11 protein-coding genes are annotated in these 12,048 nt (G+C 65.8%); 5 read left to right on the top strand and 6 right to left on the bottom strand.

Translation table 11 applies throughout. From position 1 onward, the window contains the following. Positions 1-42 precede the first annotated feature (42 nt). Both B6V76_RS05195 and B6V76_RS05200 read right to left on the bottom strand, forming a co-directional pair. Positions 43-549, bottom strand: a complete 507-nt coding sequence (locus tag B6V76_RS05195) for a lysozyme inhibitor LprI family protein (RefSeq protein ID WP_088726825.1) — start codon at positions 547-549, stop codon at positions 43-45. Next, complete coding sequence (locus B6V76_RS05200) at positions 549-1,709, bottom strand: isovaleryl-CoA dehydrogenase (RefSeq protein WP_088718909.1); 1,161 nt, start codon at positions 1,707-1,709, stop codon at positions 549-551. The genes B6V76_RS05195 and B6V76_RS05200 overlap by 1 nt, the downstream gene beginning before the upstream one ends. Positions 1,710-1,893: 184 nt before the next feature. Here B6V76_RS05200 and B6V76_RS05205 point away from each other — a divergent pair, with 184 nt between their 5' ends. Continuing rightward, on the top strand, positions 1,894-3,135 hold the full coding sequence (locus B6V76_RS05205; RefSeq protein WP_088726826.1) for an FAD-dependent oxidoreductase: 1,242 nt from the start codon (positions 1,894-1,896) through the stop codon (positions 3,133-3,135). Positions 3,136-3,160: 25 nt separating this feature from the next. After that, entirely contained in the window at positions 3,161-4,084 is a 924-nt protein-coding gene (locus tag B6V76_RS05210; protein WP_088726827.1) for an ornithine cyclodeaminase, read from the top strand. Between the two features lie 19 nt (positions 4,085-4,103). Here the strand turns inward: B6V76_RS05210 and B6V76_RS05215 are convergent, their stop codons facing one another. From B6V76_RS05215 to B6V76_RS05225, 3 genes are read right to left on the bottom strand one after another with little or no spacing between them, the layout of a single operon-like run. Next, positions 4,104-5,282 carry an aminotransferase class I/II-fold pyridoxal phosphate-dependent enzyme gene (locus tag B6V76_RS05215; RefSeq protein ID WP_088726828.1) on the bottom strand — a complete coding sequence of 393 codons (1,179 nt, stop codon included), beginning with the start codon at positions 5,280-5,282 and terminating at the stop codon, positions 4,104-4,106. After that, positions 5,282-6,505 (bottom strand): TCR/Tet family MFS transporter, encoded by a 1,224-nt coding sequence (locus tag B6V76_RS05220; RefSeq protein WP_088726829.1) that lies wholly within the window; start codon positions 6,503-6,505, stop codon positions 5,282-5,284. The genes B6V76_RS05215 and B6V76_RS05220 overlap by 1 nt, the downstream gene beginning before the upstream one ends. Positions 6,506-6,551: 46 nt before the next feature. Continuing rightward, positions 6,552-7,223: an HAD-IA family hydrolase gene (locus B6V76_RS05225; protein ID WP_088726830.1), complete on the bottom strand. Its 672-nt coding sequence runs from the start codon at positions 7,221-7,223 to the stop codon at positions 6,552-6,554. A gap of 107 nt (positions 7,224-7,330) precedes the next feature. Here B6V76_RS05225 and glmU point away from each other — a divergent pair, with 107 nt between their 5' ends. From glmU to B6V76_RS05240, 3 genes are read left to right on the top strand one after another with little or no spacing between them, the layout of a single operon-like run. Beyond that, a complete protein-coding gene (glmU, locus tag B6V76_RS05230) occupies positions 7,331-8,677 on the top strand; it encodes a bifunctional UDP-N-acetylglucosamine diphosphorylase/glucosamine-1-phosphate N-acetyltransferase GlmU (protein WP_088726831.1) in 1,347 nt (448 codons plus the stop codon). Positions 8,678-8,680: 3 nt separating this feature from the next. Then, positions 8,681-10,495 carry a glutamine--fructose-6-phosphate transaminase (isomerizing) gene (gene glmS, locus B6V76_RS05235; RefSeq protein WP_088726832.1) on the top strand — a complete coding sequence of 605 codons (1,815 nt, stop codon included), beginning with the start codon at positions 8,681-8,683 and terminating at the stop codon, positions 10,493-10,495. Then, positions 10,492-11,343, top strand: a complete 852-nt coding sequence (locus B6V76_RS05240; protein WP_088726833.1) for a DNA alkylation repair protein — start codon at positions 10,492-10,494, stop codon at positions 11,341-11,343. Before glmS ends, B6V76_RS05240 begins: the two co-directional genes overlap by 4 nt. On the opposite strand, the gene B6V76_RS05245 is transcribed toward B6V76_RS05240, so the two are convergent. Then, positions 11,338-12,027, bottom strand: coding sequence for a D-lyxose/D-mannose family sugar isomerase (locus tag B6V76_RS05245; protein ID WP_088726834.1), 690 nt, complete (start codon positions 12,025-12,027; stop codon positions 11,338-11,340). The genes B6V76_RS05240 and B6V76_RS05245 overlap by 6 nt on opposite strands. Positions 12,028-12,048: the final 21 nt, after the last annotated feature.

Genomic DNA, 12,048 nt, shown 5'->3' on the forward strand with positions numbered 1-12,048 from the left:
GTTTCCTTTTCTCAGAGCGCCCGTGAAGGCGGAGTGTCCGTGTCATGGGCGCGCCTCGCCAGCCAGCAGCCCGGCCCAACTCTGCAATTCGAGCGCATGTTCGGCCGTCTTGCGCATCAGGCAGCCCGCCTCCTCCGCCTCTGTGCCCTCACTCTGCAGCGCGGCCCCATAGGCGCAGGCGCCATCGCGGTAGCGCGCCCAGGCAGCTTCCGCCTCGCCCAGCTGCGCGCCTTGCAATCCGGACGGAGACTTGCCCGCCGCGATCTTCGCCGCGTCGCTGGCCGCTGCCGCCCGCCGCAAGCTGTCGAGGGCTGTCGCCGCCCGGTCGGACCAGAGGGCGCGCTCGGCGTCATAGCAGGCGCGGCGGTCCTGGACGCTCGCAGCGTCACCGATGCATTGCTCCGCCGCTTTGCCGATGCAGGACGCAGGGTCGTCAGCGCCCGAAAGGCAGCTCTCCAAAGCGGCCGGATCGAAATCCGCCCCTGCCCCTTGGGCCTGCGCCGCCAAAGGCGCCGCAAGCCCGATCAGGAGGAGAGCGCCGGCGCGCATCACGCGGCTCCCATGATCTCGCGACCGATGAGCATCCGGCGGATTTCCGAGGTGCCCGCGCCGATCTCCATCAACTTCGCGTCCCGGAACAGGCGCGAGACGTTGGAGTCGTTGAGGAACCCGGCGCCGCCAAGCGCTTGCACCGCCTGATGCGCCTGCACCATCGCCTGCTCGGAGGCGTAAAGCACGGTCGCCGCCGCATCCTGACGGGTCACGGCGCCCCGATCGCAGGCCTTCGCGACCTCGTAGGTGTAGGCGCGCGCGGTGTTCATAGCGACATACATATCGGCGATCTTGCCCTGCATGAGCTGGAAATTCCCGATCGGCTGGCCGAACTGCTCGCGCTCCTTGCAATAGGGCACGACCTCGTCGAGGCAGGCCATCATGATGCCGGTGCCGATGCCGGAAAGCACCACGCGCTCGTAATCGAGACCCGACATCAGAACGCGCACCCCACGCCCCTCTTCGCCCAGCACATTCTCGAAGGGCACTTCGCAATCCTCGAAGAACAGCTGTGCCGTGTTCGAGCCGCGCATGCCGAGCTTGTCAAAATGCTTGGAGGTGGAGAAGCCCTTGAAATCCTTCTCGACGATGAAGGCGGTGATGCCCTTGGAGCCAGCTTCCGGGTCGGTCTTGGCATAGACCACGAGCGTGTCGGCATCGGGCCCGTTGGTGATCCAGTATTTATGGCCATTCAGGACGTAATAGCCGTTGCGCTTCTCGGCCTTGAGCTTCATGCCCACCACGTCCGAGCCCGCGCCGGATTCCGACATCGCGAGCGCGCCGACCGACTGTCCCGAGATCAGTCCGGGCAGGTATTTCTTCTTCTGCTCGTCCGAACCGTTCAGCTTGATCTGGTTCACGCAGAGATTGGAATGCGCGCCATAGCTGAGCGCGATCGAGGCCGAGGCCCGCGCGATTTCCTCGGTGGCCACGACATGAGCGAGATAGCCCATCCCGGCCCCGCCGAATTCTTCAGACACGGTGATCCCGAGCAGGCCAAGCTCGCCCATCTCGGTCCAAAGCTCGTTCGGAAACTCATTGTCCAGATCGGTTTTGGCCGCGATCGGGGCCACGCGCTCGGACGCCCAACGGCGCACCATATCGCGCAGTGCGGCGATATCCTCGCCCAGATCGAACTCCATCGAACCTGCGAACATCGGATCTCCTCCCCCGGTTTATTGAACGCACGTTCATTTATGCCCAATTGCCGAGTCGGGTCAAGAGCCGTGGCCCCGGCCCCGGGCAAACGACGTAGCGGAACGAACCCGCGGCGCAGGGGCTGGTAAGGCGCGGCGATTGCCGCCACAAAGAGGCTTGGGACATGGAAACACGGGAGCGGAGATGGGGCAGCCACGTCATATCGTGATCGGAGCGGGCATCGTCGGCATGATGACCGCATGGGCTCTGGCGCGGCGCGGGCTGCCGGTGACGGTGATCGACCGCCTGCCCGGCCCCGCGGAGCTGTGTTCGCGCGCGAATGCCGGGATCGTCTCGATCGGCCATTCGAGCGCATGGGCGGGGCCGGATGCCTTGCCGCAGCTGCTGCGCGCGATGGCCGGGCGCAATCCCGGTGTGAAGCTGACCGCGCCGTTCGATCCGGCGCTATGGCGTTGGGGGACGCGCTTCCTGCTCAACTGCACCAGCGCCGCGCAGGCCCGGAACACCGCGCGGATGATGCGGCTGGCCGAGACCGCGCGCGCCGCCCTGCCCGAGATGGCGCAGGAGTTGGAGCTGGACGCACTTATCCGCTTCGAGGGCGGACTTTATCTTTATAATGCGACCAATGAGATCGACGCCCATGATGACGGGCGGTTGACGCGGATCGACCCGGACTGGCTGGCCGAGAACGATCCGCTGCTCGCCAGGGCGGGTTTTGCGGGCGGGTTCCTCTCGCCGATGGATGCCGCGGGCAATTGCCACGAGGTGACCCGCGCCGCCGCCAAAGCGCTTTCCGCCAAGCACGGTGTGCAGTTTCGCTACAACAGCGCGGTGACCGGGTTCAGCCATGCCCATGGCAAGATCACCGGGGTCAACCTCGCCGACGAGACGCTGCCTGCGGCGCAGGTGATCCTCGCCACCGGGGTAGAGACGCCCGATCTGGCCCGACCTCTGGGCTTTGCGCCGGATATCTACCCGGTGAAGGGGTATTCTGGGACATGGGAAGTGCGCGACCAGAGCCGCCTGCCCCGCCACCCCTATATCGACGAGGCCGCGATGCTGGCCGTGGCGTCTTATGACGGGGTGTTGCGGGTGACCGCGATCGCCGAATTCGCCGGGCGCGACCGGACGCTGCGCGAGGATCGCACCAAGGTGCTGACCGATTACGTCGCCGCACGTTTCGGCGATGCGGTGAGCGATGCGCCGCCCGTTCTCTGGACCGGGCTGCGGCCCTCGACCCCGCATGGCCCGCCCTTCCTTGGCCGGGTGAAGGCTTACGACAACCTGTGGGTCAATGCGGGCCACGGGCAGTTGGGCTGGACGCTTTCGGCGGGCTGCGGCGCGCTTCTGGCCGATGCGATCACCGGTGCCGCCAACGGCCCGCGCGAGGTGTCGGCCCCGGCGCGCTGGCTGGTTCCTCTGTGACGCCCGAGACAATGAAGGAGACGACATGAGCCCGAAGATCATCCCCTATGACATCGCGGAAAAGCTCGACTGGCCCGGCGCGATAGCTGCATTGCGCGCGGGCCATACGCGCCCGAAGGCGGAGTTGGGCGATACGTTTCTCGGACCCTCGGATGCGGTGCTGCTCAGCCGCGCGGCCTATATTCCGGGGCTGGGTTACGGGGTGAAATCCTTCACCGTGTGCGATGGCAACGCGAAGGCGGGGCTTCCCACGGTGCAAGGCGCGATGGTGGTGTTCGAGCCCGAGCATGGCCAGCCCACCGCGATCGTCGATTGCCCGCTGGTGACCGAGTTCAAGACGGCTGCCGATTCCGTTCTGGGCGCGCAACTTCTGGCCCGCCCGGACAGCCGCCGACTGCTGATCGTGGGCGGGGGCCGGGTCGCGCGCTCGCTGATCGCGGCCTATGCGGCGGGCTTTCCGGGGCTGACGGAGATCACGCTCTGGACGCGCCGCCCCGAGCAGGCGCAGGAGCTGGCGGCTGGGCCTGCCCCCGAGGGCGTCACGCTGCGTGCGGTGAGCGATCTGGCCGACGCTGTGGCCGAGGCCGATATCGTCAGCAGCGCCACGATGGCGCGCGCGCCGGTCCTGAAGGGCGAATGGGTAAAACCCGGCACCCATCTCGATCTGATCGGGGCCTACAAGGCCGATATGCGCGAGGCCGACGATGCGCTGATCTCGACGGCGAGTCTCTTTGTCGACAGTCGCGACACCACATTGGGCCATATTGGCGAGCTGCTGATCCCGATCCGCGAAGGGGTGATCACGCCCGAGGCGGTGAAGGCCGATCTCTACGACCTGATCGACGGCGCACGCGGGCGGGAAAGCGCCGAGGAGATCACGCTCTACAAGAACGGCGGTGGCGCGCATCTCGACCTGATGATCGCCGACTGGATCTCGCGCGCAGGCTGAGTGTCAGCGCTCCACCTCTTCAAACCTCGGCCTCTTCGCGCAGGATGCGCGCGATCTGGGCGGCATCGTCCGTCGAAAAAGTCAGCGGCAGGCGCAGGTCAAGCAGCGTCGCCAGCACCGCATCGGTGCGCGGCAGGTTCTGCGCTTCGGCGTAGCGCCAGCTGTCATGGCGCGAGGTGAACCCTACGGGCTCATCCGCGCCGAACCATTTCAGCTCAACACCGCGGGCCGCAGCCCGGGCGACGAAATCCAGCATCTCGGGGGCGGAGCGCCCCGGCAGGCGGAACTGGAAGGACGAGCCGACATAGCTCTCAGCCTCGGGGCGTTCGATCAGCGCCACACCCTCTGCCCCGGCAAGCCCGGCCTCGATTTCTCGGTACAGCGCATTCCAGCGCGCCACCCGATCCGCCAACGTCGGCAGCTGCGGGCGCAGGATCGCGGCGCGCAGATTGTCCATTCGGCCCGAGACATTGGGCGTGTCGTATTTCAGCCCCTCGAACACCTCCGGCCGCGGCGCGGCGCGGTGCCGCTCATAGAGCATGTAGCTGCCCGACAGCAGGATCATCCGCGCCGCCAGTTCCGCGTCGTCGGTTACGATCAGACCGCCCTCACCCGAATTCATGTGCTTGTAGGTCTGGGTCGAATAGCACCCGATCGCGCCATGCCGCCCCGAGGGGACACCGCCCCAAGCCGCCCCCATCGTATGGGCGCAATCCTCGATCACCGTCAGATCATGGGTGCGCGCGATCTCCATCAGCGCAGCCATGTCGCAGATATGGCCGCGCATATGGGAAAGCATCAGCACTCGGGCCTGCGGGGCTTTCGCCGCCAGATCGTCAAGATCGATGGTCAGCTGGTCGGTGACCTCGACCAGCACTGGCTTGCCGCCGACCGCCGCGATGGCGCCGGGCACGGGCGCAAGCGTGAAGGCATTGGTCAGCACCGGATCGCCCGGACCGACGCCCACGGCGCGCAGTGCACAGCCCAAGGCATAGCCGCCCGAGGCCACCGCGAGGCAATAGGGCGCACCAGTCAGCCCTGCGAATTCCTCCTCCAGCAACGCCACCTCGCCCGGTTCACCCGGCACCGTATTGTAGCGATGCAGACGTCCCGAGCGCATCACCTCGACGGCACGTTCGATCGCCTCCTCCGGGATCGGCTCCTGCTGGGTGAAATTGCCGTTGAATACCTCGGACATCACTCGACCTTTCTTGCACGCACGAACAGCGCCAACGCCGCCAGCAGGATCACGGAGGCCACGTAAAAGGCCATGTCCGGCGTGCGGACCGGGGCGTTCTCGGCGAGGAATATCCCGAACACTTGGGTGAAGAACAAGGTGCCCGCCAGCATCGCGAGGTTCATCAGCGCGGAAATGCCACCCTGCAGCGCGCCCTGCGCATCCTCGGGCACCGCGTTGGACATCAGCGAGGCGATCATCGGATGCACCAGCCCCTCGATCCCGGTGATCAGCAGGACGATTAAAACCATCGCCAGCGAGGTCGACAGCCCCAGCGCAATGGTCATGCCGATCCCGACGATGAGCCCGATCGCCGCCACCCGCGCCTCGCCCAGTCGGGACGCAAGTGGCCCAGCGAGCCCGCCCTGAAAGATCGCCGCGACGACGCCATAGCCTGCGAGTGTCAGCCCCACCATTCCCTCGGACCAGCCGAATTTCGCCATCCCCCAATAGGGCCAGATCGCGGGATAGACCGCCGAGGCGAACAGATAGACGCCAAGGGCAGTGCCCATAGGCAGCACGCCCGGATACCGCGCGAAGACTTTCAGCGTGCCCAGCGGATTGCAGGCGCGCCAGTTCACCGGACGGCGCAAGCCCTGCGGCAGACTTTCAGGCAGCACGATCAGGCCGTAGATCAGGTTCAGCCCCGAGAGCGCGGCGGCGACGAAGAAGGGAATGCGCGGGCCAAGCTCGCCCAGAAATCCGCCAAGCGCGGGCCCCGCGATGAAGCCGAAGCCGAAGGCCGCGCCGATCAGTCCGAAGGCGCGGGCACGCTCGGCCGGCGGGGTGATATCGGCGAGATAGGCGTTCGCGATGACGTAGGACGCGCCGCAGATGCCAGCGACGATCCGGCCCACGAAGAGCCAGAGCAGCGTCGGCGCGAAGGCGTGAAACAGGTAATCGACACCCAGTCCGCCAATCGCAAGCAAGAGGAGCGGACGCCGCCCGAAGCGATCCGAAAGGTTGCCCATCAGCGGCGCGAACAGGAATTGCGCGAGGCTGAAGGCCGCGAACATCCAGCCCCCGATCCGGCTCGCCTGCGCCAGATCGACGTGGCCCACATCCGCGATCAGCGAGGGCAGCACGGGAATGATCAGGCCGAACCCCACCATGTCGAGAAACACCGCGATCAGAACGAAGGCGGTGGCGTGAAAGCGCGAAGGACCGATGGGCGCTGCGGTCATGGCTGTTGAAGGGGCCATCCGGGGCGGCACAGCCCCGCCGCGCCCCTCATTCGAGCATCCGCGCCACGAGCGCGGGCAGATCGTCGAAATGGTCGAGCATCGCCTCGGGCGCGAGACGCTCGATGCCACGCCCCTCGGGCCCGAAGGTCACGAGAACGCAGGGCACACCGACGGCACGAGCGGTCTCGCGATCGGTATTGGTGTCGCCCACCAGCAGAGAGGTCTCGACCTTACCACCCGCACCCTCGACGGCGGCGAGATATGGGTCGGGTGAAGGTTTGCGCAGCGGCAGCGTATCGGCACCGATCAGCGCATCGAAGAGACCGGTGACGCCGAGCCGCTCGAGCAGAACACGTGCGAGACCTTCGGGCTTGTTGGTGCAGACAGCCGTGGCAAAACCCTGATCACGCAGCGTTTTCACGGCCGCTTCAGCCCCGGGATAAAGCTGCGTATGCCGGTCGATATTCTCACCGTAATGCGCGAGTAGCGGGTAATAATCGGCCTCGACCAAGGCTGCGATCTCGCTCTCCGCCAAGCCCAGTCGGCCATAGCCCGCCTTGAGCATCGCGCGGCCACCGTGGAAGGCGATCAGCGCGTCGCCCGCGGGATCGAGAAGCGGCGCGTGGCCGCGCGCCGTGAAGCAGGAGTTGGCCGCCGCGATCAGATCGGCGGAGGTGTCGGCCAAAGTCCCGTCGAGGTCGAAAACCACCGTGCGCATTGCCCATTGCTCCTTCCGTAACACCGCGAAAGGAAGCGTGAAGACGCACCACTTGCGGCAAGCAAGCCAATGGTTAAAACGGGGCCGAGCAGAAGAAAAGGTATCTCATGGCGATTGCATTGATCACCCTCGCGGCGGGCCAGGGCACCCGAATGAACTCCGACCTGCCGAAGGTGCTGCATCAGGTGGGCCGCGCGCCGCTTGTGGCCCATGCGCTGGCCGCCGGACGGGCACTCGAACCCGAGACCGTGATCGTCGTCGCAGGTCACGGTGCCGAGAAGGTGAAGAAAGCCGTCGCAAAGATTGATCCCGAGGCACAGATCGTGCTGCAGGAAGAGCAGCTCGGCACCGGCCATGCGGTGGCGCAGGCCCTGCCTGCGCTCGACGGGTTCGACGGCCGCGTAATCGTGCTTTACGGCGACACGCCCTTCATCCGCCCCGAGACGCTGGAGCGGCTCGCGGCGTCCGAGGCGGCGGTGACCGTGCTGGGCTTCGAGGCCGCCGATCCGGGCCGATACGGGCGCTTGGTGGCGCAAGGCGACATGCTGGACCGGATCGTGGAATTCAAGGATGCCACGGATGAAGAACGCGCCATATCCCTCTGCAACTCTGGCGTTATCGCCTGTGACGCGGTGCTTCTGACCGAGCTCGTCGCGGGGCTGTCGAACGAGAACGCTTCGGGGGAATACTACCTCACCGACATCGTCGAAGCCGCACGCAAGAAAGGTCTCTCGGCAAAGGTCGTGACCTGTGATGAAGCCGAGACGCTGGGCATCAACACCCGCGCCGAACTCGCCCGCGCCGAGGCCCTCTTCCAGGAACGGATGCGCGCCGAGGCGATGGAAAACGGCGTGACCATGGTGGAGCCCGCCAGCGTCTGGTTCGCGCTCGACACCTATATCAGCCGCGATGTCGTGCTGGGACCGAATGTCGTGTTCGGCCCCGATGTCACCATCGAATCGGGCGCGGTGATCGAGGCCTTCTGCCATCTCGAAGGCTGCCACATCTCGCGTGGCGCCACCGTCGGTCCCTTCGCCCGCCTGCGCCCCGGCGCGGAGCTCGCCGAGGACGTGCACATCGGCAACTTCGTCGAGGTGAAGAACGCGATCCTCGCCGAAGGTGTGAAAGTCGGCCATCTGACCTATCTGGGCGATGCCGATATCGGTGAACATACGAATATCGGCGCGGGCACGGTGACCTGCAATTACGACGGGGTGATGAAGCATCGCACGACTATCGGCGCGAACGCCTTCATCGGCTCCGACACGATGTTGGTGGCCCCGGTGACGGTGGGCGACGGCGCGCTGACGGGCTCGGGATCGGTAATCTCGAAGGACGTCCCGGCCGAGGCGATCGCGATCGAGCGCTCCGAGCAGGTGAACCGCCCGGGCCTCGCCACGAAACTCTTTGCGAAGCTGCGCGCGGAGAAAGCGCGCCGCATGAAGAAAGATTGATAAATGTGCGGAATTATTGGCGTTCTCGGGAAGCACGAGGTTTCCCCCTGGCTCGTTGAGAGCCTCAAGCGGTTGGAATATCGCGGCTATGACAGTGCCGGGATCGCGACGGTAAACGAGGGCAAGCTGGACCGCCGCCGGGCGGTAGGCAAGCTGTGGAACCTGTCCGATCTGCTGGTGCATGAACCGCTTCCGGGCAAGTCGGGCATCGGCCATACCCGCTGGGCGACCCATGGCGCTGCAACCCAGGGCAATGCGCATCCGCATCGCTCGGGGCCCGTCGCGGTCGTGCATAACGGCATTATCGAGAATTTCCGCGAGTTGCGGGCCGAGCTGGCCGAGGCCGGGATCACCCCGGAAACGCAGACGGATACCGAAACCGTCGCGCTGCTGACGCGGATGTTCATGGATCGCGGCATGGACGCGCGCGAGGCGGCAGTCGCGACGCTTGGCAAGCTCGAAGGGGCATTCGCCCTGCTGTGGCTGTTCGACGGCGAGGACGATCTGTTGATCGCGGCGCGCAAGGGCTCTCCGCTCGCGATCGGGCATGGCGACGGCGAGATGTTCGTGGGCTCGGACGCGATCGCGCTCGCGCCGATGACCGACCGGATCACCTATCTCGAAGAGGGCGATTACGCCTTCGTCACCCGCGCGGGTGCCGAGATTTTCGACGCCGAGGGCCGCCGCGCGAACCGCGACGAGAGCCGCATCGACCTAGGCCAGGCGCAGGTCGAGAAGGGTGGCTACAAGCATTTCATGGCGAAGGAAATCGCCGAGCAGCCCGTCGTGCTTGCTGACGCTTTGCGACATTATCTGCCCGAAACCGGGCTGAACCTGCCGGATGACTTGGACTTTTCCAACATCGACCGGATTGTCCTGATCGCCTGCGGCACGGCGCATTACGCCTGTGCGGTGGCGAAATACTGGTTCGAGGAATTCGCGCGTATCCCGGTCGAAATCGACGTGGCCTCGGAATTCCGCTACCGCGAACCGCCCTTGTCGAAGCGCAGCCTCGCCATCTTCGTCAGCCAGTCCGGGGAGACAGCCGATACGTTGGCCGCGCTGCGCTATTGCTCCGAGCGCGTCGCGAAGACCGTGGCCGTCGTGAACGTCCCCACTTCTTCCATCGCGCGCGAAGCCGACATCATGTTGCCGATCTTCGCCGGCGTTGAGGTCGGCGTGGCCTCGACCAAGGCCTTCACCGCGCAGCTTCTGGTTCTCGCAGTCATGGCGCTGAAGGCGGGTCGCGACCGCGGCGAAACGGACGCGGCGACGCTTGCCGCCCATGCCGAGACGCTACGCGCCCTGCCCGGCCTGCTCAATCAGGCGCTGGCGATTTCCGAGCCGATCTCGCATCTGGCCGAGCAACTTGCCGAGGCGCAGGACATTCTCTTCCTCGGACGCGGCGCAATGTATCCGCTGGCGCTGGAAGGCGCGCTGAAACTCAAGGAAATCAGCTACATCCATGCCGAAGGCTATGCCTCGGGCGAGCTGAAGCACGGGCCGATCGCGCTGATCGACCGCACCGTGCCGGTGATCGTGATGGCGCCACATGACAAGCTCTTCGACAAGACCGTGTCGAACATGCAGGAGGTGATGGCGCGCCACGGGATGGTGCTGTTGATCTCCGACAGCAAAGGCATCAGCGCGGCGCAGGACGGCACTTGGGGTACGCTGCAACTTCCTGATATCGCTGAACCTTTCGCGCCGATCCTTTACGCGGTCCCGGCGCAGCTGCTCGCCTATCACACGGCGGTCGCGAAGGGCACCGACGTCGATCAGCCGCGCAACCTCGCCAAGTCGGTGACGGTCGAATGAGCCGCAAGAGGGGCAAGAAGCGCGTCGCGCGGCCGAGCGCGGCGGATTACGCTCCGCTCGACCCGGCGGAGGACGCAAAGCTGCGCGCCGAGGCCGAAGCCTATGCGGCTTCGGATGCGGAATATGAGAGCTTCGCCGAGGAAGAAGACGCCGCCGAGCCGCTCGGCCCGCCGCCCACGCTGGAAGATGCGCTTTTCGCGCTGGAAAGCTGGGCGGATGCCGAGAAAGCCGCCGAAATGGCCGCCTATCACAAGGCGGAGCGGCGCTATTTGGGCGTGGCCGTGCCCGCGATCGAGGACATGGTCGCACTATGGCGTGGCCAGCTCGACGTGCCGGGGCGGGTCGAACTCGCCCGTGGACTTTGGGACAGCGACATTCACGAGGCGCGGATCGCGGCGGCCAAGCTGCTGACGCAAGCGCGGCTGCGCCCTGACGACGCCGCATGGGAGTTGATCGCAAGTTGGGTGCCGCAATTCGACGCTTGGGCGATTGCCGATCACGCGGCCAAAGCGGGCTCGAAACGGCTTCAGGCCGAGCCCGCGCGGCTTGACGAAGTGGCGGATTGGGTGCGTTCGGATCACATGTGGACGCGGCGCGCGGCCTTCGTCTTCACCCTGCCTTGGACCAAGCACCGCAATCCCAGGCCCGAGGACGAGGCGGTCCGCGACGAAGTTCTGGGCTGGGCCGCGCAACTGGCAGAGGATCGCGATTGGTTCATCCAGAAGGCCATCGCATGGTGGCTACGCGAGCTGAGCAAGAAAGACCCGGCGCGGGCACAGGCCTGGCTGGCCGAGCACGGCGAAAGGCTGAAGCCCTTCGCCCGCAAGGAAGCCCGTAAATACTTATGAGTACAGGAACTTGTCGTAGTCGCTGACCAGTAGGTGGCGGGGAGCTTCGTCTTCCTCGATCTCGGAGAACCGCCCGATATCTTCGCGGAAGATGTTGTCGGTGTTGTCGTCATTGACGGTCGAGACTTCGCCGATCAGAACGTCGCCGCCCTCACCCCAGAAGGCATGCCAGTCGCCGGGGCGCAGGGTCACGCTCTCGCCCGGACGCAGGATCAGAACTTCGCCGGGCTCGTAGCGGCGCGGGACACCGTCGCACATCACCTGCCCGCCCGCAGTGTCGTCAAATTTGCCATCTGCATCAGCGCCGTAGAGCTCGATCGCGAGGTTCGCACCGCCGCGGTTGATGATGTCCTCGGCCTTGATGATATGGGTATGCATCGGGCTGATCTGGTCCTTGCGCGAGATCAGCAGCTTTTCGGCGTACGCCATACCGTGGCCTGCCTGAAGGTCGCGCAGATCGCCGTTGCGGAGAGTGAAGAGGAACAGACCCAGCTTGTCGAAATCGCCCTGCCCGTAATCGGTGATGTCCCAGCCCATCGCAGCTTCCACGATGCGCTGTGCCTGCGGCAGGCGCGCCTTGAACTCGGCCGGGCTCCACCACGCGAAGGGCGGCAGGCGGAAGCCGAATTCCTGGATCATATCCTCGGCCGCGGCCATGATTTCGTTCACGCGCGAGCGTTTCATCTGTCTCTCCGTTTTGTCTTC

This window comes from Thioclava sp. IC9 (genome assembly GCF_002213225.1).
Classification (GTDB): domain Bacteria; phylum Pseudomonadota; class Alphaproteobacteria; order Rhodobacterales; family Rhodobacteraceae; genus Thioclava; species Thioclava nitratireducens.

Coding starts and splice junctions, on each gene's coding strand:
- B6V76_RS05195 (WP_088726825.1), bottom strand. CDS start 549: ATGCGCGCCGGCGCTCTCCTCCTGATCGGGCTTGCGGCGCCTTTGGCG.
- B6V76_RS05200 (WP_088718909.1), bottom strand. CDS start 1,709: ATGTTCGCAGGTTCGATGGAGTTCGATCTGGGCGAGGATATCGCCGCA.
- B6V76_RS05205 (WP_088726826.1), top strand. CDS start 1,894: ATGGGGCAGCCACGTCATATCGTGATCGGAGCGGGCATCGTCGGCATG.
- B6V76_RS05210 (WP_088726827.1), top strand. CDS start 3,161: ATGAGCCCGAAGATCATCCCCTATGACATCGCGGAAAAGCTCGACTGG.
- B6V76_RS05215 (WP_088726828.1), bottom strand. CDS start 5,282: ATGTCCGAGGTATTCAACGGCAATTTCACCCAGCAGGAGCCGATCCCG.
- B6V76_RS05220 (WP_088726829.1), bottom strand. CDS start 6,505: ATGACCGCAGCGCCCATCGGTCCTTCGCGCTTTCACGCCACCGCCTTC.
- B6V76_RS05225 (WP_088726830.1), bottom strand. CDS start 7,223: ATGCGCACGGTGGTTTTCGACCTCGACGGGACTTTGGCCGACACCTCC.
- glmU (WP_088726831.1), top strand. CDS start 7,331: ATGGCGATTGCATTGATCACCCTCGCGGCGGGCCAGGGCACCCGAATG.
- glmS (WP_088726832.1), top strand. CDS start 8,681: ATGTGCGGAATTATTGGCGTTCTCGGGAAGCACGAGGTTTCCCCCTGG.
- B6V76_RS05240 (WP_088726833.1), top strand. CDS start 10,492: ATGAGCCGCAAGAGGGGCAAGAAGCGCGTCGCGCGGCCGAGCGCGGCG.
- B6V76_RS05245 (WP_088726834.1), bottom strand. CDS start 12,027: ATGAAACGCTCGCGCGTGAACGAAATCATGGCCGCGGCCGAGGATATG.